This is a genomic window from Szabonella alba (genome assembly GCF_016765775.1).
GTDB lineage: Bacteria > Pseudomonadota > Alphaproteobacteria > Rhodobacterales > Rhodobacteraceae > Szabonella > Szabonella alba.
In genome coordinates this window covers 21962-42797 of record NZ_JAESVN010000007.1, presented here as the reverse complement: position 1 = coordinate 42797, position 20836 = coordinate 21962, and the positions used below count along the sequence as shown (strand labels likewise).

Annotated in this window: 23 protein-coding genes; 8 read left to right on the top strand and 15 right to left on the bottom strand. The window is 63.8% G+C overall.

Going from position 1 to position 20836, the window contains the following annotated elements; genetic code table 11:
- Position 1 precedes the first annotated feature (1 nt).
- The 5 genes from JL811_RS15315 to JL811_RS15295 form a co-directional block, all read right to left on the bottom strand.
- Positions 2-1579, bottom strand: coding sequence for a cytochrome ubiquinol oxidase subunit I (locus JL811_RS15315; protein WP_202689582.1), 1578 nt, complete (start codon positions 1577-1579; stop codon positions 2-4).
- A 55-nt stretch (positions 1580-1634) separates the two neighbouring features.
- Positions 1635-3323 carry an amino acid ABC transporter ATP-binding/permease protein gene (locus tag JL811_RS15310; protein WP_202689581.1) on the bottom strand — a complete coding sequence of 563 codons (1689 nt, stop codon included), beginning with the start codon at positions 3321-3323 and terminating at the stop codon, positions 1635-1637.
- Positions 3320-4981 (bottom strand): thiol reductant ABC exporter subunit CydD, encoded by a 1662-nt coding sequence (cydD, locus tag JL811_RS15305; RefSeq protein WP_237684995.1) that lies wholly within the window; start codon positions 4979-4981, stop codon positions 3320-3322. The genes JL811_RS15310 and cydD overlap by 4 nt, the downstream gene beginning before the upstream one ends.
- 385 nt (positions 4982-5366) lie before the next feature.
- The gene (blh, locus tag JL811_RS15300; protein ID WP_202689579.1) at positions 5367-6710 is read right to left on the bottom strand and encodes a bifunctional sulfur transferase/dioxygenase Blh; all 1344 of its coding nucleotides are present in this window, start codon (positions 6708-6710) and stop codon (positions 5367-5369) included.
- Between the two features lie 69 nt (positions 6711-6779).
- On the bottom strand, positions 6780-7418 hold the full coding sequence (locus JL811_RS15295) for a peroxiredoxin (protein ID WP_202689578.1): 639 nt from the start codon (positions 7416-7418) through the stop codon (positions 6780-6782).
- 104 nt (positions 7419-7522) lie between these two features.
- Here JL811_RS15295 and JL811_RS15290 point away from each other — a divergent pair, with 104 nt between their 5' ends.
- Positions 7523-8425: a LysR substrate-binding domain-containing protein gene (locus tag JL811_RS15290; protein WP_202689577.1), complete on the top strand. Its 903-nt coding sequence runs from the start codon at positions 7523-7525 to the stop codon at positions 8423-8425.
- A gap of 74 nt (positions 8426-8499) precedes the next feature.
- Here JL811_RS15290 and JL811_RS15285 read toward each other — a convergent pair whose 3' ends face one another.
- The 9 genes from JL811_RS15285 to JL811_RS15245 all read right to left on the bottom strand — a co-directional run bounded on the left by JL811_RS15285 (position 8500) and on the right by JL811_RS15245 (position 14469).
- On the bottom strand, positions 8500-9072 hold the full coding sequence (locus JL811_RS15285) for a rhodanese-like domain-containing protein (protein WP_202689576.1): 573 nt from the start codon (positions 9070-9072) through the stop codon (positions 8500-8502).
- Positions 9073-9087: 15 nt separating this feature from the next.
- The gene (locus JL811_RS15280) at positions 9088-9522 is read right to left on the bottom strand and encodes a DsrE family protein (RefSeq protein ID WP_202689575.1); all 435 of its coding nucleotides are present in this window, start codon (positions 9520-9522) and stop codon (positions 9088-9090) included.
- 67 nt (positions 9523-9589) lie between these two features.
- Positions 9590-11326: a SulP family inorganic anion transporter gene (locus JL811_RS15275; RefSeq protein ID WP_198838854.1), complete on the bottom strand. Its 1737-nt coding sequence runs from the start codon at positions 11324-11326 to the stop codon at positions 9590-9592.
- Between the two features lie 65 nt (positions 11327-11391).
- The gene (locus JL811_RS15270; RefSeq protein WP_198838853.1) at positions 11392-11724 is read right to left on the bottom strand and encodes a protein tyrosine phosphatase family protein; all 333 of its coding nucleotides are present in this window, start codon (positions 11722-11724) and stop codon (positions 11392-11394) included.
- Positions 11725-11737: 13 nt separating this feature from the next.
- A complete protein-coding gene (locus JL811_RS15265; RefSeq protein WP_198838852.1) occupies positions 11738-12622 on the bottom strand; it encodes an MBL fold metallo-hydrolase in 885 nt (294 codons plus the stop codon).
- Between the two features lie 41 nt (positions 12623-12663).
- Entirely contained in the window at positions 12664-13098 is a 435-nt protein-coding gene (locus JL811_RS15260) for a DUF6691 family protein (protein ID WP_198838851.1), read from the bottom strand.
- Between the two features lies 1 nt (position 13099).
- Complete coding sequence (locus JL811_RS15255; RefSeq protein ID WP_202689574.1) at positions 13100-13528, bottom strand: YeeE/YedE family protein; 429 nt, start codon at positions 13526-13528, stop codon at positions 13100-13102.
- Complete coding sequence (locus tag JL811_RS15250; RefSeq protein ID WP_202689573.1) at positions 13525-13737, bottom strand: YgaP family membrane protein; 213 nt, start codon at positions 13735-13737, stop codon at positions 13525-13527. The genes JL811_RS15255 and JL811_RS15250 overlap by 4 nt, the downstream gene beginning before the upstream one ends.
- Before the next feature lie 69 nt (positions 13738-13806).
- Entirely contained in the window at positions 13807-14469 is a 663-nt protein-coding gene (locus JL811_RS15245) for a Crp/Fnr family transcriptional regulator (RefSeq protein WP_202689572.1), read from the bottom strand.
- A 224-nt stretch (positions 14470-14693) separates the two neighbouring features.
- Here JL811_RS15245 and JL811_RS15240 point away from each other — a divergent pair, with 224 nt between their 5' ends.
- The 5 genes from JL811_RS15240 (at position 14694) to tsaA (ending at position 17722) form a co-directional block, all read left to right on the top strand.
- Positions 14694-15065, top strand: a complete 372-nt coding sequence (locus JL811_RS15240) for a DsrE family protein (RefSeq protein WP_202689571.1) — start codon at positions 14694-14696, stop codon at positions 15063-15065.
- Positions 15066-15095: 30 nt separating this feature from the next.
- A complete protein-coding gene (locus JL811_RS15235) occupies positions 15096-15545 on the top strand; it encodes an OsmC family protein (RefSeq protein ID WP_202689570.1) in 450 nt (149 codons plus the stop codon).
- A gap of 63 nt (positions 15546-15608) precedes the next feature.
- Positions 15609-16946 (top strand): NAD(P)/FAD-dependent oxidoreductase, encoded by a 1338-nt coding sequence (locus JL811_RS15230; RefSeq protein ID WP_198838845.1) that lies wholly within the window; start codon positions 15609-15611, stop codon positions 16944-16946.
- Positions 16947-16958: 12 nt separating this feature from the next.
- Positions 16959-17315, top strand: a complete 357-nt coding sequence (locus JL811_RS15225; protein WP_198838844.1) for a DUF5368 domain-containing protein — start codon at positions 16959-16961, stop codon at positions 17313-17315.
- A complete protein-coding gene (tsaA, locus tag JL811_RS15220; protein ID WP_198838843.1) occupies positions 17312-17722 on the top strand; it encodes a tRNA (N6-threonylcarbamoyladenosine(37)-N6)-methyltransferase TrmO in 411 nt (136 codons plus the stop codon). The genes JL811_RS15225 and tsaA overlap by 4 nt, the downstream gene beginning before the upstream one ends.
- 81 nt (positions 17723-17803) lie before the next feature.
- On the opposite strand, the gene JL811_RS15215 is transcribed toward tsaA, so the two are convergent.
- Positions 17804-18619, bottom strand: coding sequence for an AraC family transcriptional regulator (locus tag JL811_RS15215; protein ID WP_198838842.1), 816 nt, complete (start codon positions 18617-18619; stop codon positions 17804-17806).
- 75 nt (positions 18620-18694) lie between these two features.
- On the opposite strand from JL811_RS15215, the gene JL811_RS15210 reads away from it, so the two are divergent.
- Positions 18695-20092: an SLC13 family permease gene (locus JL811_RS15210; protein WP_202689569.1), complete on the top strand. Its 1398-nt coding sequence runs from the start codon at positions 18695-18697 to the stop codon at positions 20090-20092.
- A 79-nt stretch (positions 20093-20171) separates the two neighbouring features.
- Entirely contained in the window at positions 20172-20804 is a 633-nt protein-coding gene (locus JL811_RS15205; RefSeq protein WP_198838840.1) for a DsbA family protein, read from the top strand.
- Positions 20805-20836: the final 32 nt, after the last annotated feature.

Here is a 20836-nt window from a genome sequence, read left to right as displayed (position 1 = left end):
GTCACTCCGCTGCAACAAGGGGTTTGGGGGCAAGGGGCATTTCCGGGTCGTGATCGGGCTGCGGCCCCTTGCGGATCGCCTCCAGCATCAGCCGGACCTCGATCACGATCAGCACCGAATAGATCAGCGTGAAGCCGATGATCGTCAGCCAGAGGGTCGGCACGGTCAGTTCGGAAACAGCGGCGACCGTGGGCAGAACGCCCTCGACCGCCCAGGGTTGGCGCCCGAATTCGGCGGTGATCCAGCCGAGTTCGGCGGCGATCCATGGCAGCGCCAGCGAGGCCACCGCGATCTTCAGCGGCCAGCGGCTGACGCCCAGCTTGCGGCGCGCCGAAAGCACCACGAAAAAGCCCATCAACGCGACGTTGAAGAAGCCGATCGCGACCATGAGGCGGAAGGACCAGAACAGCGTCGGAACATGCGGCACCGTATCCCACGCTGCGGCCTTGATCTGCGCCTCAGTCGCCTCGCGCGGATCCTCGACATACTTCCTCAAAAGCAGCGCATAGCCGAGATCGTGGCCGTGTTCGTCGAAGGCCGTGACGGCCTCGGGAGGCACTGCCTCGCGCGAGGGCGCGGCCCGGTAATCCTGCAGCGCATCATAGGCAAGGATGCCGTTGCGGATCCGGGTTTCGGCATGGGCTTCCAACTCCTCGATGCCGGGGATTTCGGTCGTCAGCGAACGGGTCCCGATCAGTCCCATGACCCAGGGGATGTGGACCGCATAATGGGTCGTGCGCTCCTCCATGTCGGGAATGCCGAACAGGGTGAAGGAGGCCGGCGCCGGCTCGGTCTTCCACATGCCCTCGATGGCGGCGAGTTTCATCTTCTGGTGTTCCGAGGCCAGATAGCCGCCCTCATCCCCCAGAACCACGACCGAGACCGAGGCCAGCAGGCCGAACGAGGCCGCGATGGTCATCGAGCGTTTGGCGATGGCGATGTGCCGACCCTTCAGCAGATACCAGGCCGAGACGCCCAGAACGAAGACCGAGGCGGTCAGATAGCCCGCCGAGACGGTATGGGCAAAGCGGGCCTGGGCGACCGGGTTGAAGAGCACCTCGAAGAAATCGGTCACTTCCATCCGCATGGTGTCGGGGTTGAATGTCGCGCCCACCGGATGCTGCATCCAGCCATTGGCGATCAGGATCCACAAGGCAGAGAAGTTCGAGCCGATCGCCACGGCATAGGTGGCGAAGAGATGCCCGACCTTCGACATCTTGTCCCAGCCGAAAAAGAACAGCCCGACGAAGGTGGCCTCAAGGAAGAAGGCCATCAGCCCTTCGATGGCGAGCGGCGCGCCGAAGATATCGCCGACATAATGGCTGTAATAGCTCCAGTTCATGCCGAACTGGAATTCCATCACGATGCCGGTGGCGACGCCCAGCACGAAATTGATCCCGAACAATGTGCCCCAGAATTTGGTCATCTGGCGCCAGATCGGGCGGCCCGTCATCACATAGACTGTCTCCATCGCCGCCAGCAGCACGGAAAGGCCAAGAGTGAGGGGCACGAAGAGAAAATGGTAAAGCGCGGTCAAAGCGAACTGAAGCCGCGACAGGGTTACAACGTCGAATTCCATCTTGCTGCCTTTGCGTCTGCGGGTGGATGGAGCTGTTTTGCCCATGATGGGCGGTTCAGTCAGGGCGCAGGTCGTTCAATGCGGCCTCAAATCCCGGGCTGCCCCGGATATGGCTGGCCTTGATCCCGCCATCCCCCAGGATCAGCAGGCGGTCGGCATCTTCCGCTTCGCGTCGAATATGGGTGGCGGTGATCGTGGCGCGATTGCCTGCGGCATGGCGCAGCCGGGCCAGAACATCGCGGGCGGTCTCTCCGTCCAGCCCCTCGGTCGGCTCGTCCAGAAGCCAGAGCGGCACATCGCGCAGCATCAGCCGGGCAAGGGCCAGCCGCCGCGCCTGTCCCCCCGACAGACCCTGGCCGCCATCGCCGAGTTCTGTGTCGAGGCCACTAGGGAGCGCATGGATGATGCTTTCCAGCCCGGCCTGCGCCAGAACGGCCATCATCTGCGCGTCGCTTGCCATGGGGGCGCCGAGGCGAAGATTTTCGCGCAGGCCGTCACGGAACAGTTCGGTGCGCTGTGTCAGCCGCGCAGTGGCGGTGACGCGGACGCTTCCCGCCGTGGGCGGCAGATCACCGGCAAGGCACTGGATCACGCTGGTCTTGCCGACACCGCTTGGCCCGATCAGCGCGATATGCTCGCCCTCCCGGACCGAAAGCGACAGATCCCGCAGGATCGGCGCAAGGGCCGCATCGTGGCGCAGCGTGACGTGATGCAATTCCGCTGCGAGACCGGGGGCGGGTTCGGCGCCGACAGGAAAGGCGGCGCAGAGTAGCGCAGGCCCGGTGCGTCTTGCGGCAAGACGGGCGCGCGCAAAATCCAGCGCGCCGCGCCGCAGGGCGGCAAAAGGCTCGGTTGCGGCCATGGTGATGAGGAGGGCAAGCGCGACACCCGGTGCGCCGATATGCCCCCCGGCGGCGATTGCTGCCGCCGCCACCAGCACCAGCGCAGGCAACACCGCCGCAAGCAGGCCATGGGCCAGACCTGCCCGAGCCTCGATCCGGTTGAGGCGGTGGTCGTCGGCGGCAAGCCTTGCGTCCACCTCTGCCAGCGCGGCCCTTTGCGCAGGGATCCGTCCCGCCATCAGCAGGTCGGTCTGGCCGCTGGCAAGGTCGATGACGCGCGCCCGCAAGGTCTCGATCCGGGCGGCGCGGCGCAGGGTTGCGGGGGTGGCGCTGCGCGCAGTGATCCCCGCGACGAAAGTTCCGGTCAGCATCAGCACCGCAAAGACCGCGACCCCCAGAGCCGGGCTGATGAAGGCCAGTGCGATCCCCGCAGCCAGCGTCGCCACGAGGGTGGTGCCAAGCGGCACCAGCACGCGCAGATAAACAGTATCGAGCGCATCGACATCGGCGGTCAGCCGAAACAGCAGGCGGGCCGGGCGCATCGCCAGTGCCCTTGCCGCGCCCGGCGCCGACCAGCCGCGAAAGAGCCGCCCGCGCAACGCGGCCAGAAGGCCGAGCGTTGCATCATGGGTCACCAGCCTTTCGCCATAGCGCGCCGCCGTGCGGCCAAGCGCAAAGAGCCGGATCGCTGCCGAGGGCATGAAGACATCGAAGGCCCAGGCCGTGGCGGGCACCAGCCCCGCAAGCGCGGTCGCGGTGATGAACCAGCCCGACAGGCCCAGAAGCGCCATGCCCATCAGCCCGGTCAGGGCGGCCAGCGCGGCACCTCCCAGCAGTTTCCGGCCGGTACTCGCGCAGAACAGGCCAAGGAAGGGCCGGAAATCATTCAGGACGCGCTTCATGCCGCTGCCCTCCCTGCCAGAGGGGCCAGACGGATGCTGCGATCCATTCGCACGGCGAGGCGCGGGTCATGGGTTGCGACAATCAGAGTACGCCCCTGGGCAAGCCGTAGCAGGGCGTCGGTGATCTCGCCCGCGGTGACGGGATCAAGGTGGGCGGTGGGTTCATCCGCAAGGATCAGCTCCGCCTGCGGCGTGACGGCGATCCTTGCCAGGGCCAGCCGCAGGGCTTCGCCACCCGAAAGACCGGCGCCACCTTCGCCGATCGGGGCGCTTCCGCGCGCGCGCGCCACATGGTCCAGCCGCAGCGCGGCCAATGCGCGGGCGATGGTATCATCATCAATGCCGCTGCGGCCCAGTGTGACATTGGCGGCAAGCGACCCGGCGAAGATATGCGGGTTCTGCCCGATCCATGCCATCCGCGCGCGCAGGTGCAGGACGGTCTCGGGGCGCAGCTCCTGCCCGAAAACCTCGATCCGGCCGGCTTTCGGCATTGCCAGCCCCGCGATCAGCGACAGGATCGTGGTCTTGCCAGCCCCGCTGGGCCCGAGAAGGGCGACATGTTCGCCGTGGCTGACGGTAAAGCCCAGCCCGTCCGGGAAAAGGCGGTCGGGTCCGGTGTGGTCAAAGGTCAGGCCCCTGACAACCACCGACGGGCCGATCGCAGGCCTGTCTGCAGGAACCGGAGCGGAGGCTTGTCCGGCCTCGGGCAGCCGGTGGCCTTCCTGCGCCAGCCGCAACAGGTTTTCATGCGCGGCCTGACCTGCGGCCTTGTCATGCCAGATGGCGGACAACTCTCGCATCGGCTCGAAAAACGCAGGCGCCAACAGCAGGATGAACATGCCCTGCGCCAACCCGAGCTTGCCCCCCCAGGCGCCGAAATCCAGATCCCCCAGCAGGTGAAAGCCGACATAGACCGCAACCATGGCCACACCGAGCGCGGCAAAAAGCTCCAGCACCGCTGAGGTCATGAAAGCGATGCGCAACACCGCCATAGTGCGGACCCGCAGGGATTGCGCCTCCTCATCGACGCGTTCCGCCACCCGATCAACGGCGCCCAGCCCGCGTATGGTCGCAAGCCCCCGCAACCGGTCCAGCAGAAAGGCGTTCATCGCGCCGACCTCGACCAGTTGCGCCTTGCTGGCCGCCTGCGCGCGCCAGCCGATCAGCGCCATGAAGACCGGGATCACCGGCAAGGCGATCAGCAAGACCAGCGCTGCCGCCCAGGAGAGCGGGAGGATTGTCAGGAAAATCGCCAAAGGGATGACGACCGCCTTGATGCGTGTCGGCCCGAACCGCGCGAGCCATGGCGTGATGCTTTCGGCCTGTTCGGCGATCATGCTTGCGGCCTCGCCCGAAGCCGTGCGCGTGGCATCCAGAGGAGAGCGCGACGCCAGAGCCAGAACGGCTGCATTGCGCAGGCCCGTCACCGCCTCGCGCGCCCCGAGAAAGCTTGCACGTTCACTGGCGGAGGAGATCAGCGCCCGCAGGATGCCCAGAATCGCCGCAAGGGCGGCGAATCCCGCGATCTCCACCAGTGCCGCGCCCTTCGCCACCGCCGCAATCGCAACGGCAAGCAAGGCAGCCTGAGGTAGCCATGCCAGCGCGGCCATCGTCGGCAAAAGGTCCGCTATATCGGGCCGGTCTGCCTTCTGTGCCATATGGTCATTTCGGGTCTGACGGGGCATCTCGTTTCTCTGGCAAGGCGCAGTTTGGCACCATGCACTTTTGAAAGTATATTAGTGGATGCGGGCTGATCATTTCAGGGATCAAGGCGACAATGTATCGTTCTGACCCGCCACGGCGACGTGGCAGGGTGACGCGCGGCATGTTGTCGGCCCGAATCGCGCGGCGGCAGGAATTGCAATCAGGACTGGTAATCTGGCGCTGGAGTGAATTTGCTTACAGATCTTCCGGGTCCGGTTCGAAATTCCTCCCCGAGTATTCCAGGCCGCGCGCAACGGCATTCTATAGCTGCGGAGTGATCAACTCCGCAGCTATTCAAAACCGCGGCGGGTCCTGGCGGTGCTGCTTTACAGGGATGATCTACCCCCAATCCGCGCCGGTCAGCACGTCGAGCGGCAGCTTGATATATCGCCTGCCATTGGACTCCGGCTCGGGCAATCGGCCACCGTTCATGTTCACCTGCAAGGCATGCAGGATCAGCTTCGGCATCGGCAGGGTTGCGTCGCGCGCATCTCGCGCGGTGACGAATTCTGCCTCGGTCCGGTATTTCGCCATATGGATATTCGTGGCCTTCTGTTCGGCCACGGTCGATTCCCACTGTGGTTCCCGCCCGCCGGGTTGATAGTCATGGCCAGTGAAGATTCTCGTTTCGTCAGGCATGGCGAGGATCGCCTGAATCGAATCCCACAGAACCTTCGCATTTCCACCCGGAAAATCGGCCCGTGCCGTACCGCTGTCGGGCATGAACAATGTATCATGCACAAAGGCCGCATCACCGATCACATAGGTGATCGAGGCCAGCGTATGGCCGGGCGAAAACATGACCCGGGCAGGAATCGTCCCGACCATGAATGTATCGCCATCGGCAAAGAGCCTGTCCCACTGGCGACCGTCCTCGGGGAAATCCGGCCAGTTGTAGAAGCCTTTCCACAGCTTCTGCACCTCGACCACCTTTTCGCCGATGGCCGTGTGCGCAAAGGTCTTTTCCTTCAGGTAATGCGCGGCAGAAAAATGATCAGCATGGGGGTGGGTGTCGAGGATCCATTGCACGCGATAGCCTTTGTCAGAGACAAAGCGCAGGATCTCATCGGCGTGTTGCGTGCCGGTCTGGCCGGATTTTTCATCGTAGTCATAGACCGGGTCGATGATCGCGCAGTCTTTCGTGGCTGGATCAGCCACGACATATTGCACCGACCAGGTGCGCGGATCGAAGAAACCGGTCACTTCGGGTTTGCTGGACATCTGAGGTTCCTTTCGTGGAAGAGTTTGGCCCCTTGCCTGGGCATCATGCGCGAGCCAGTTCAGCGCTGCGCTTGCATCGCATCCCCTTGCTAGTGCGAACCCGGCCAGGTCTTCGAAGTTCATCCGACCGACCAGCACCTCACCGATGGCCCAAAGGGTGAAGGACCGCGCGCCGGAGCGGCAATGCGCGAGAACCGGTCCCGAAGCGGCGTCGAGCATGGAGCGAAACGTCTCCACCACCTCGCCATTAATTGTGGAACCGGTCACCGGCAGCCAGAGATAACCCATGCCGACGGCCGCCGCCGCCTGACGCATGGTTTCATGATTGGGCTGGTCGGCTTCCTCGCCATCGGGGCGGTTGTTGAGAATGGCGACAAACCCCATCGCGGCAATCTGCGGCATATCCACAGCCCGGATCTGGCCGGTGATGAAGAAGCTGTCTGTGATACGGATCGGTGTCATGAAGGCGGACTTTCGCAGCGCGCAGCGCAGGTCAGGTCGGGCAGGGGCACTATGCCCCTGCCTTGATGTTCAGAGAGTGCGGGTCGAGAAATACCAGTCGACCGTGTTGTAACCCTCGGCGGCGCGCGCTTCGGCCTCTTCCGGGGTTTTCGGGGGCGGCACGATGACCGGCTGGCCGGGTACCCAGGCTTCGGGCATCGCGCAGGCATTGGTGTCGGCCGTCTGCAGGGCGACGACGAGGCGATGGATTTCCGCCACCGACCGGCCCGCATTCATCGGGTAGTAGAGCATCGCGCGCAGCACGCCCTCGGGGTCGATCACGAATGTGGCCCGCACCGCAGCCGTGTCCGAGGCTCCCGGCATGATCATCCCATAGTCATGGGCAACCTTCATGCTGAGATCGGCAATGATCGGAAAGCCGATTTCGGTGCCGAAATTCTGCTTGATGTTGCGCGTCCAGGCGATGTGCGAATGGGTGCTGTCAATCGACAGGCCGATCAGTTGCGTGTCGATTGCAGCGAACTGTTCCTGCAATTTTGCGAAGCCGATGAATTCGGTGGTGCAGACCGGGGTGAAATCCGCCGGGTGCGAGAACAGCACCAGCCATTTCCCACGAAAGTCGGCCAGCTTTTTGCGTCCATGGGTGGTTGGCGCGTCGAAATCGGGGGCCGGTTCGTTCAGCCGCGGCAGGGTGGGGGCTTCGGTCATCTGGAAACCTCTGGGTTCGTGTTTGCGATGGCCAAGAAGTAATAGGTTTGCGCGTATATATGAAATTGATTATATGACTAATCGTAATCGGGATTTTCAATAACATGCCCAGCCTTCGCCAGCTTCGCTTTCTGACCGCGCTTGCCGATACGCTGAACTTCTCGCGCGCGGCCGAGGTCTGCAACGTAACGCAGCCGACGCTTTCGACCGGGTTGAAAGAACTTGAGGGGCGGCTTGGTGTTGTGCTGGCCGAGCGCACACGGCAATCGGTCATGTTGACCCCGGCGGGCGAAGATATTGCTGCGCGTGCCCGCCGGATATTGGCCGAGGTCAAGGATATCGAGGCTGCGGCGCGCCAGCACAGCGGCGCCTTTCAGGGAGAGGTCCGGCTGGGGGCGATTCCGACGCTGGGGCCATTCCTGCTGCCCCGCGCCTTGCCCGCGATCCGCCGCCGCTGGCCTGATCTGCGGATATTCCTGCGTGAGGAACTGACCGACAGCCTTGCCGCCGGGCTGGCCGAGGGACGGCTTGACCTGATTCTGGTCGCGCTTCCCCATGATCTGGGCGATGCGGTGGTTGAGCCGTTGTTTCAGGATGGATACCAGTTGGCTGTCAGCGAGAAACATGCGCTGGCGGCCAAGGGTCAGGCAGAGCCTGAAGATCTGTCCCGCACGCCGCTGTTGTTGCTTGAGCGGGGCCATTGTTTGCAGCGCCACGCGCTCTCGGCTTTTCCGGGGATTGCGCTCCACGCCGATGAAACATTTGCCGCGACCAGCCTGCCGACCCTTGTTTCGATGGTCGAGGAGGGGCTGGGCATCACGCTTTTGCCTCAGCTGGCGGTGGATGCCGGGGCGACGCGGGGGCATGGTGTCGCACTCTTGCCGCTGCCCGGCGCATGTCCGCGCCAAGTGGTGCTGGCCTGGCGTCCTGGATCGCCGCATACAGCGGTCTTCCGGCAGATGGCGGCTCTGCTTCGCGATGTGCGCGAGGAAACGGCCGCGGCCTGAAATTCCTGCTGTCGCGGGTGCTGCGGCACGGGTGTCTTTGGCGACACAGTGCCGCAGCATGGTTAAGCGAAGATCTATTCCTGCGTCCAGGCGATACCGGGATCTACCTTATAGCTCCATGGAAGTCCGGAGTTGCGCCAGCCGTCCACCGCCCGCACACCTTTCGACGTGCCCTCCTTGAGCGTGCCGCCTTCAAAGCCATCGGTAACGGACCAGACTTTGGTATAGCCCATTGCATTGATCACATCCGCCGCAGGCGCGCTGCGCGACGAACCCGAGCGGCACATCACGATGATGGTATCCTCTGGTGTCACGCCAAGGGCATCGAGACGGGCCTTTACGCTGGCCTCGAACCCTTCGTTGCGCTTCATCGGCCAGACGCCCTTTTCGGCGCTGAATTCCGCACGGTCGAGCACCATCCACGGCACATGGATGTCCAGTCCTTCGGCGGCGCCGGTGAACATCAGTTCGGACGGGTCGCGGACATCGATCAGGATCGCGCGAGGATCGGCCTCCATCATGGCATGGGCTTCTGTCGCAGTCGCGTAAAGGCCGAGTTTCGTTTCGCTGTAGGAATCGCTTTCCTGGGCCTGGGCGACGAAGGGAAGCATGATGGCGAGAGCAAGGGCGGGCAGGACCTGTTTCATATTCATGGTTCCGGATCAAAAGCTCATGACCGTCGTGTCGTCGTCGATCAGCTCCTTCGCCATGGCGTCGGGTGCCGCAGCGGTTACGCCATCTATGAGGACTTCCGGGCCGGCACCCAGCCCTGGCAGATAGATCGCGCAAACCTGCACCTGCACGCCGTTTTCCGATATCATCGTCTTCAGAAGGCCTTGCGGGCTTGCGCCTTTTGGGGGTTGGCCTGCCGTCGCGGCTTCCGGGGCTGCTTGCAGCGCAATATCGCCGGCAGGGCCGCAAAGCAGGATTTTCGCCTCGGCCCCCTGCGCCACGGCGTTCATGGTCAGAACCATCGCCATAAGCTGGGTCTGGGCCTCGGGCGCCGTCAGGATCGTCACCAGTTTGCGCGGTTCGTCAGCCTGGACCGCGCCTGCGCTGGTCAGAGCCAGAGCGGCGGCAAGGAGGGTCGCTTTCATGGGTTCGGTCCTTCTCTCGTTGGTGACAATGGAGGTTTGCGATGGCCGACTGGGCTATCCAGTGTGTTTACCCGGCCTTCGCAGTGGGGCCTGTCGCGGCCAGGCTCTTCCAGGCGTCGTATTGCGACAGGAAGACTTCGCCGTTCAGATCGCGCAGAAAATGTGTGGTCTTGAGCCGGTCCATGACCGGGCCTTTCACTTCCGACAGATGCAGGCGGACCTTCTGCGCGGCCAGTTCCGTGGCCAGCGCCTCAAGGGATTCCAGCGCGGAAAAGTCGATCACATTCACCGCCGAACACATCAGCACCACCTCGCGAATGGCGGGGTCGGCTGCCAGGCGATCCAGCACCAGGGTCTCGATGGCGCGGGCATTGGCGAAATAAAGGCTCTCATCCACCCGCAGCATCAGCACGCCCGGCAGGGTTTCGACCTTGTGGCGCAGCACATTGCGGAAATGCTGGCTGCCGGGCACTAGGCCGACCTCGGCCACATGCGGGCGGGCAGTGTTCAGGACGTGCAGCAGCAGGGACAGCGCGACGCCGGTCGAGATCCCGGCCTCGACTCCGAACAGAAGCGTGGAAAGGACTGTCACCACAACGCTTGCGAAATCGCGCCGCGAATAGGCCCAGGTGCGGCGCAGGATCGCCGGATCCACAAGGCTCAGGACGGCGACGATGATCGTGGCCGCGAGCGTGGCCTGGGGCAGGAAATAGAGTAGCGGCGTCAGGGTCAGCGCGGCCAGTGCCAGCCCGATGGCAGTGAAAGCGCCGGCGGCAGGGGTGGCGGCACCCGCGTCATAATTCACGACTGATCGCGCAAAGCCCCCCGTCACCGGAAAACCGCCGGAAAAAGCCGCTCCGATATTAGCGGCGCCAAGGCCGATCAGTTCCTGATCCGGGCCGATGCGCTGGCGCTTTTTTGCGGCAAGGGTCTGCGCGACCGAAACGCTTTCGACAAAGCCGATGATCGAGATCAGTGCAGCGGGCAGGGCGAGCGTTCCGATCAGCCCGGGGGACAGGTCGGGCAGGGTGAGGGGCGGCAATCCTTGGGGAATCGTGCCGACAATGGCGACGCCCTGCTCATGCAGTCCGAATGCCCAGACGGTGACCGTGGTCACGACAATCGCAAAGACCGGACCGGCGCGGGTCAGCAGCGTGGCCAACCCGTCGCCTGCGCCAAGCCGCTTCAGCGCGGGCTTCATCCCCTTGCGCACCCAGACCAGAAAGACGGTCGAGGCCAGGCCGATCACCAGCGTTTGCCAGTTTGCCTCGGCCAGATGCTGCCAGAGCCGATGCAGGATTTCGGGGAGTGCGTCGCCACCACCCGCGATGCCGAAGATATGCCGCGCCTGTCCGGCGGCGATCAGCAGGCCCGAGGCGATGATGAAACCCGCGATCACCGGATGGGACAAGAAATTCGCCAGAAAGCCGAAGCGCAGCAGGCCAAGCACGATCAACATGAGCCCCGACAGCAGCGCCAGCGTCAGTGCGGCCACCGCATAGCCCGCCGTGCCGCTTTCCGCCACCTGACCGACCGCCGAGGCGGTCATCAGCGATACCACCGCAACCGGCCCCACCGCCAGCGCCCGGCTGGTGCCGAAGATCGCATAAAGCATGATCGGCAGGACCGAGGCATAGATCCCCGCCTCCGGCGGCAGGCCCGCCAGCATCGCATAGGCCAGCGATTGCGGCACCAGCATGATGGTGACGATCACCGCCGCCGTCAGATCGGAAGACAGATCCGATTTCGAATAGCGCCGTCCCCAGTCGAGGATGGGCAGATGGCGGGTCAGGGACAGGCGCATGGGTCCGCTTTCGGCAATGGCAGGTCGCGCGCGTTTTCAGGCGCGGGCGAGGCGATGAGACAAGATCAGGGGGCTATTGCGGCGGTACACAGCATCGAGGATCGGGCACCGGACCGGCAGTAGGCCAGAACGGGCCCCGATGCTGTTCGCATAGCCTCGGCCATGGCGGGGGCCTGACGCGCGAAATCGGAGGGCCCGGCGACGGGCAGATACAGGGTCGCCAGCCCGGCCGTCTGAGCTGCTTCTGCGATCTCGGCAAAGCCGGGCTGGCCGCGTTCTTCCTCGTCTGGACGGTTGCATACAAGGAGGCCGTAGCCCGCCTGGACGATCTCGGGGATATCCGACAGTTCGACCTGTCCGCAGATCCCGAGCCGGGGCGAGAGTTTCTGGATATCCATACTATCTCGCCCTTTACAATGCGCCGAGCGGCACCTTGAGGAACCGCTTGCCGCTCTCGTCCTCGGGCGGCAGTTCGCCTGCCTTCATATTGACCTGAAGCGAGGGAATGATCAGCGTCGGCATCTTCAGCGTGGCATCGCGTGCCTCGCGCATGGCGATGAAGTCCTCGCGCCTGCGGCCCTGGCCGACATGGATATTGTGGTCCTGCTGTTCGCACACAGTGGTTTCCCAGGCGATGTCACGGCCGTTCGGGCCATAGTCGTGGCACATGAAGAGCCGGGTCTCGCGCGGCAGAGCGAGCACCTTCTGGATGCTGTCATAAAGCACCCCGGCATCGCCGCCCGGGAAATCGGCACGGGCCGAGCCGCCGTCGGGCATGAAGAGCGTGTCGCCGACAAAGGCCGCATCGCCCATCACATGGGTCATGCAGGCGGGGGTATGGCCCGGGGTGTGGATGGCGCAAGCCATCATTCCGCCGATCTGATAGGTATCGCCGTCATTGAACAGCCGGTCGAACTGGCTGCCGTCGCGCTGGAATTCTGTGCCTTCGTTGAAGACCTTGCCGAAGGTTTCCTGCACCACGGTGATCTGGCTGCCGATGCCGATCTTGCCGCCAAGCGCCGCCTGGATATAGGGCGCACCCGACAGGTGGTCGGCATGGACATGGGTCTCGATCAGCCATTCGACCTTCAGCCCCTGTTCGCGGACAAAGGCGATGATGGCATCGGCGGATTCGTAGCTGATGCGACCGGCGGCATAGTCGATATCCATCACGGAATCGACCACCGCGCAGGCGTCAGATCCGGGATCCTTCACCACATAGGAAATGGTGTTGGTGGCCGGATCGAAGAAGGGCATGACTTCGGGTTTCACGGTGAGGTCGGCTTTGCAGGACATGCTATCCTCCGAATATCAGATGGCCGGATCGGGCGGCCCGATCAGGCAGATTGGGGCGAGCGGGCAGCGAGAGCTTTCAGACCGCGAGCGATGAAGAGGCCGAGGATCATTGACGCAACGAAGGCCAGCGCCTCGGGGCGGAGTGTGCCAAGCGCGGGCAGAGCGCCGCCGGGACAGAAGCCCGCAATCCCCCAGCCGATGCCGAAAAGGCCGGAGCCGGAAACCAGTTTCACGTCGATCAGCTTCGTGTCGGGAAGCTGGAATTTCGGCTCGAACCGGGGTGCCTTGCGGACAAGCACCAGCCGGTATCCCGGTATGGCGACCGCAAGGGCGCCTCCCATGACAAAGGCGAGGCTCGGGTCCCAGTTCCCCGCGATGTCGAAGAAGTTCAGCACCTTGGCCGGGTTGATCATGCCGGAGGTGGCAATGCCGATACCGAATATCAGACCGATGAGCAGTGCGGAAAGCAGGCGCATCTCAACCTCCGATCAGGTGGCGGGTGACATAGACGGTGAGGAATGCGGTTGCCATGAAGCTGAGCGTCGCGGTGATAGAGCGGCGCGAAAACCGGGCATTGCCGCAGACGCCGTGGCCCGAGGTGCAACCGCCGCCATAGCTGACGCCAAGCCCCACCAGCAGCCCGCCGCCGATGATCGCGGTCATCGACACCGGCACCTCCAGCGCGGGCCAGCTGCCGGTGACAAGCAGCACCAACCCCGGTGCCAGCACCATGCCGGCAAGCAGCGCTGCTCTCAGCGACCAGTCGCGCATATTGCCGCCGCGCATCAGGCCGGACAGGATGCCGGTCGCACCGAAGATGCGACCGTGAAAGGCCATCAGCAGAACGGCCGCCAGCCCGATCAGCATGCCGCCCGCGAAAGAGGTCAGCGGGGTGAAGCTGGTCATTTCTTTTTCAGCGGGCAGGTGGACAGGCCGAACAGCCGATAGGCCGGGCAGGTGGCGAAGGCTGCGGTCAGGATCAGTATGGTCGCCACGACCCACAGCACGGGGCCAAGCACTGGCCAGCCGCCGCCATAGAGCCATGCGATCACGGCTGCGACAATTCCGGCCACCAACCGCAGGATGCGGTCGGGCTGGCCAAGATTCTTGATCATCGGGACACCTCGGGACTGTGTTTCGTGGCATGAGGATGCCACGGCCGCGACCTCCCGTCGGTGACTTGGTTACACTTCCGGCTCTCGCGTCAGTTTTTCCAGCGCGGGCCGATCCATCAGCCGAACTTCGCCCCGGGCCTGTTCGATCCATCCCCGGCGCTGAAACTCGGACAGCGTCCGGCTGATCACCTCGCGCGCCGAGCCGAGTTCAGCGGCGAGTTGCTGATGCGTGGCATGGACGGTATCGCCCTCGGCCATGGCCAGAAGTCGCGTGGCAAGCCGCAGGTCGATCCGCTGAAACGCGATATCGTCGATCAGCGACAGAAGATCCGTCACTCGCCGCGACCAGGCCCGCATGACAAAACCCCGAAAATCGGGCGACATCGCCATCAGCTCGTCGAAGGTGGCCCTGGGGATGCCGATGGCCTCGACATCGGTTTCCGCCAAGCCTTCGGTTGCCAGATCGTCATAGGCCAGCATGCAGGCCGAGGTCAGCACGCAACTTTCCCCCGCGCCAACGCGATAGAGAACGACCTCGCGCCCGGTGTCAGAAACCTGGGTGACCCTGACCTTCCCCGAGACCAGCAGGAGCAGATACTCTGCGGGCTGCCCTGGACCGAACAGACGCGATCCCGCCGGGAACTGCAGCTTACGGCTGTTGCGCAGAAGGGATTTGCGCATCGGCGCAGGAAGCTGATCCATTTCTTTGAAATATGCGGTCCAGTCGTCCATCTGCTCTCCTACGTTAACAGGGGTTCTAGCAGGAACGACCGAAAATGGGCAGGCCCGATCAGGTTGTGCCCGGTGATGGCCTGTCGCTTTGGCGACATATCATGGCAGATTGGCAGTCTTGCCCGCAGCGGGTTCCTGTTCCAATTCGAAAAAGAACGGTGCCCGGTCGGCGCAATTTTGCCCGGCCCCGGCCCCGGCTCTGTCCCGGATTAAAGGAGAGACCCATGCAATCCGCTCATTTCGTCGCAACCTTGTTCGATGGCCGCGCCAACCCGGCCAAGGTCACCGTAGCCTTCACCATGGCGCTGAACGCGCTGCAAAAGGGGCACAGTGCGATGGTGCTCTTGATGGTCGAAGCGGTCGAACTGGGCCAGCCCGATGCGACTGCGGGGATCGACGTGGGCAAGCCCTTCGAGCCGGTCCCGGATCTGCTGGCGAAATTCATCGCGGGCGGTGGCCGGATCGGCATCTGCAAATCCTGCATGATCCATAACGGCTTCAGCGCCGAGCAGATGGTGCCGGGCTATGAGATCATCACCGCGCCCGAGGTGATCGACCTGATGATGGCGGCCAAAGGCTCGCTGCAGATCACCTGAACGCATTTTCCGAAACAGGGAACAGAAACCATGAGCAATGCTCCGCAACGCAATGTCGTGAAGGCCCGCGAAAGCGGCTTTGGCCCCTTCGGGCAATATATCAATGTGGGCCACCACATTCTTGGCGCGGACGAACCGGGAACCTATGGCGGGCAGGACACCGGCCCCGATCCGTTTGAACTGGTGATGGCCGGCCTTGCCGCCTGCACCACGATGACGATCCGCATGGTCGCGGGTCGCAAGAAAATCGCGCTCGACGATGTGTCGGTCGAGGTGCGCCACCTGCGCGCGCCGGTGATGAGCATGGGCGCCGATCCGGCTCCGACCGGCGAAAAGCCCCATGCCTTCGAGCGGGTCGTCACCCTGATCGGCGATTTGACCCCCGAGGACCGCGCGCTTCTGGTCGCGATGGCTGACAAATGCCCGGTCCACAAATTACTGGAAGGCGAGGCCGAGATCATCACGCGCGAGGCTGCGTGAGGGGAGGGCGGGCGGGGGGCACCCTCCGCCCGCCCTTGTTTTGCAGGGAGGAGAGACTTCACGATGACGGAATTTCGAAGCACGCGGCGTGGCCTGTTGGGGCTGGGCGCGGTTGGGGCGCTGGCGCTTGGCCTTGGTGGCGAGGCGCAGGCGGCGAAGCTGGCGACCAAGGCGCGGATCGTGATCATCGGCGCGGGGGCGGGTGGTGCGACGCTTGCCAATCGTCTGGTCCAGCGGCTGGACGGTGCGGCAATCACTCTGGTCGATCCACGCAAGGAACATTTCTATCAGCCGGGGCTGTCTCTGGTTGCGGCGGGGCTGAAACCGGCGGATTATGTCGTCAGCCAGACCACCGACTGGCTGCCGCAAGGCGTGACGCTGATTACTGAGAAGGCCGCCGCCATCGACCCGCTGGCAAAGACCGTCTCTACCGAAAGCGGCAAGCGGCTGGACTATGATTTTCTGGTGGTCGCGCCCGGCCTCGTGCTGGACCATGATGCCATCGAGGGCTTTGCGCTGGATATGGTCGGGCAGAACGGCATCGGCGCGCTTTATGCCGGGCCGGAGCACGCCGCGAAGACATGGCAGGCCGCGCAGAAGTTCACCGAGGAGGGCGGCATTGGTCTCTTCACCCGCCCCGCGACCGAGATGAAATGCGCCGGCGCGCCGCTGAAACATACGTTCCTGATCGACGACATCGCCAGCCGTGGGGGTGCCAAGGGCAAATACGAGACCCATTACGCTTGCCCACAGCAGGTGCTGTTCTCGGTGCCGATCGTCTCGGAAAAAGTGCGGATGCTGTTCGGCGAGCGCAAGATCACCCCGCATTACGGCCAGACCCTGACCACCATCGACGCCGGGGCGAAACGGGCAACATTCGCCACAATGACCACCGATCCGGCGACGGGCGCCGTGGTGAAATCCACCACCGAGATGCCCTATGACTATCTGCACGTTATCCCGCCGCAGCGCGCGCCCGAGATGATCCGGCAATCGGGCCTGTCCTGGGCGGATAAATGGTCCGACCAGGGCTGGGTCGAATGCGACATGAAGACGCTGCGCCACCTGCGCTATCCCGAGATCTTCGCGCTCGGCGATGTGGCGGGGGTGCCGAAGGGCAAGACGGCGGCGAGCGTGAAATGGCAGGTGCCGGTGGTCGAGGATCACCTGATCGCCGCCATCCAGGGTCGCGAAGGCACGACGGTCTATGACGGCTATACCTCTTGTCCGATGATCACCCGTGTCGGCAAGGCGATGCTGGTGGAATTCGACTATCACAACAACCTTGTGCCCTCCTTCCCCGGTCTCATCGCACCCTTGGAGGAGTTGTGGATCAGCTGGCTGATGAAGGAGGTGGCGTTGAAGGCCACCTATAACGCAATGCTGCGCGGCAGGGCCTGAGGAGGAGGGAACATGCAGGAGCTAACGTTTTCGACGATGATCGCGGTGCTCGAGGAAATCTTCGGGCGCGGCCTGTTATGGGTGATGGTGGCCGCTGCCGTTCTTGTGACGGCGGCCTATCTCTACGTCCTGATGCGGGATCGGGCAGTGTCCTGGCGCAAATTCCTCTGGGCGCAGGTTGCCATGCCGTTCGGCGCCATTGCGGCGGTGCTGTTCGTGCAAAATGTGACCAGTTCGGGCTTTGGCGACATCGGTGGCCCGATTGATGTGATCGTGCTGCTGCTGGTGTCAGTGGCGGGTGCGGTCGGAGCCGCGATCCTCGTCTATACCGCACAGTCGCTGTTGCGCGGCAAGGCGGCAAAGCCATGAACTCGCCCATCCTTTTGCGGCCCATCGGCCAGATCCGCACCCCATGGAAGACGCTGGCGGATTGTCCGAGTGGCCCGGGACGGGGCGGGGAGGAAGCGCGTCTGGAAATCCTGCCGGAATATGCCGAAGCGCTTCATGCTCTGTCGGCGTCTGAGCTGGATCTCCTCTACTGGTTTGACCGCGCAGCGCGCGATGTGCTGCGCTCGGTCAGTCCGCATGACGGGGGCGAGCGCGGGGTTTTTGCCATGCGCTCCCCGCATCGCCCCAATCCGGTGGCGCTGTCGCGGGTGCCACTGATCGCGGTAGAGGGGCATATTCTTGTCGTCGGTCCCCTCGATTGCCTCGATGGCACGGCTCTACTGGATATCAAGCCGGTTTCCTGTGGCGGCAGGTCGACAAAGGCATAGAACTTCCCCTGGCCCTCAGCGTCCCGAAGGCCAGTGGATGGTTACGGCGGGGCGAAGGCAATCGCCTCGTCGTAACCGGATTTACGAGCCGTTGTTCAGAAAGCGCTGTGGTGTCGTTCCAAAGACTTCGCGGAACGCGGCGATGAAGGCGCTCGGGCTGCTGTAACCCATCGAAAAAGCGATGGTCGTGCTGCTTTCACCGCGGTTCAGCGCCTCGATCGCGCTGAGCAGACGCAGTTTCGACCGCCATTGCCGGAAGCTGAGCCCGGTCTCGGCGCGGAACAGCCGCTCCAGCGTACGGGGGCTAGCGCCCGCGATCTGACTCAGTTCGGGAAGCTGGCTCGGGTCTTCCGGATGGCAGATCAGATGGCGGGTCACCCGGACCAGCCGCTCGTCCTGACCGCCGGGCAGGTTCAGCGGCGCCTCGGAGAGGCCTTCGATCTCATCGAGCAGCACGGCGCAGAACCTGAGCAGCCGCTCATCGAAAGGGGCGGAGGTATCGCTGTCGCCAAGCCTGCGGATCAGTTCGCGCGCCAGCGGTGTCAGCAAAAGCACTGCGCAGCAGGGCATCGGCCGTGTTGGCGGGCGCACTGTGACCGAAGGGTCGACATAGATGTTCAGCAGTTCCGCCTCTGCCTCGATTGTGACCTGATGTTTCATACCGCCGGGGATCCAGACGGCGTGGCTTGGCGGTACCAGCCAGATACAGGAATTGCTGACCACGCGCAGGACGCCCCGCATGGCCCACAGAAGCTGACCGCGCGGATGGCTGTGCGGGCGCACCGCGCGTCCGGCGGCGATCACCCTTCCATGAGTCAGGATGGGGCGCGCCGGGTCTATCGTGAAGGCGATATCCGAGGGGTCGAAATCTGGCGGTTTGGCGACATCTGTTGTCATGATCGCAGTCTGGCACAAGGGTGCGGTCAAGGCTAGATCAGAGCTGATACCAACCAGCCTCTTCGGTTTGATCAGATGACGTTTTCCGCCAAACATATTCTTACAGCCCTCGTTGCACTCGTTGCCCTGCTGGCACTGGTGATGGCGATCCTGCCGCCGCCAATGCTGATGCCGGATCAGGCGCGGATCCTCGGCATCGTGCTGATCACGCTGGTGCTTTGGGCCACGAGCCTTGTGCCTGGCTATCTGGCCAGTCTGATCTTCTTCGCGGTGCTGCTGGTCGTTGGTCTGGCCCCGCCCGATCTGGCCTTTGCCGGGTTCTCCTCAACCGCCGTCTGGCTGATCGTTTCGGGTTTTGTCATCGGGGCGGCGATCTCGATATCGGGGCTGGGCGCGATGTTGGCACGAGGCCTTGCGCCGCTGCTGACCGGCAGCTATCCGCGATTGATTGCGGGGCTGATGGCGGTATCGGTTCTGCTGAGCTTTCTGATGCCGTCCTCGATTGGGCGCGCGGTGGTGATGGTGCCGGTCGGCATGGCGCTGGCCGATCAGATGGGGTTCGGGCCGGGATCGAAGGGCCGGATCGGCATCGCATCGGTGCTGGCGATCGGCACCAATATGCCCGGCTTCACCATCCTGCCGTCGAACATCCCGAACATGGTATTGTCGGGCGCGGCCGAGACCATCCATGGCGCGCATTTCGGCTATATGGACTATCTGCTGCTGCATTTTCCGGTGCTGGGGGTGCTGAAGGGCTTGGCGGTCGTGGTTCTGGTCTTGTGGATGTTCCCGGATACGCCCGGCGCAGCCCTGCCTGCGCCCGAGGCCGCCAAAGGCGACAAGCCGGTCAGCCCCGCCGCGCGGATCCGGGTGACGGTGATCCTGCTGGCGACGCTGGCGCTGTGGATGACCGACAGTCTGCATGGCGTGAACTCGGCCTGGATCGGGCTGGTGGCGGCTGTGCTGCTGCTGTTGCCGGGCTTCGGCGTGGTCACGCCGCCGGCCTTCAAGGCCTCGGTCGATTTCGGGATGCTGCTCTTTGTCGCCGGGGCGCTGGCGCTCGGGGCACTGGTCAATGCTTCCGGGCTGGGGGCGATGCTTGGGCAGGCGTTGATCGCGGCGCTACCGCTGGAGCCGGGAGCGGATGCGACAAACTTCGCCTCGCTGTCGCTGATGTCGGCGGTGACGGGGCTGTTCACCACAGTGCCGGGTGTTCCGGCCGTGCTGACGCCGATGGCCGGAGATCTGGCCGCGCAGACCGGGTTCAGCCTGAACACCGTGCTGATGACGCAGGTGATCGGGTTTTCAACGGTGATCTTTCCCTATCAGGTCGGGCCGCTGGTGGTTGCCATGCAGATGTCGGGCGAAAAGCTGGGCCATTTGCTGCGGATCACCCTGCCGCTGGCGCTGATCACCTTCCTTGTGCTGCTGCCCATAGATTTCCTGTGGTGGAAACTGCTGGGCGCGCTCTGACCGGGGGCGCTTAAGGCCCGGTTAAGGGGTAGGGGCCAGAGGCTGGATCAAACCCTTTCACGAGCCCGGAGATCAGACCATGCGCAAGCTGCAACGACGCGAATTTACCACGCTCGGACTGGTCTCGGGCCTTACCCTGTCCGTCGGCGTGCCCATGGCACGGGCACAAGATAATCCCATGCCACCCGAGTTGCGCGACGCGATAGAGCGGCAGCCCTTCTCGCCCGTGCTGGGTAATTCGAAGGGCGATGTCACCCTGACCGAGTTTTTCGATTACAATTGCCCGCATTGCCGGACCAGCGTTCCGGTGATCCGCAAGCTGATCGGGGACGATCCGCACCTGCGTGTGGTGCTGCGGGAATGGCCTGTTTTCGGCGAAAGTTCCGAGTTTTGCGCCCGTGCCTCGCTGGCATCCGTGAAACAGGGGAAATACTGGCAGTTCCACAGCGGGTTGATGGCAATCCGAGGGCGGGCCGAAGAGGCTTCGGCGATGCGGGTCGCGCAGGAGGTCGGGCTTGATCTGGCAAAGCTGCGACGCGACATGCGGTCTGCCGATGTCGAGGGCCATATTGCGCAATCCATGGCCCTTGGTGACCATATGGGGCTGATGGGAACGCCCACCTTCATCGCCGGCAACGATGCATTGTTCGGCAAGAAATCCGGCTCTGAACTGAAGCAACTGGTAGCACAGGCGCGCAAGGATCTGGCCTGAACCGGACCCAACACATGCACCGCAAATGCGCG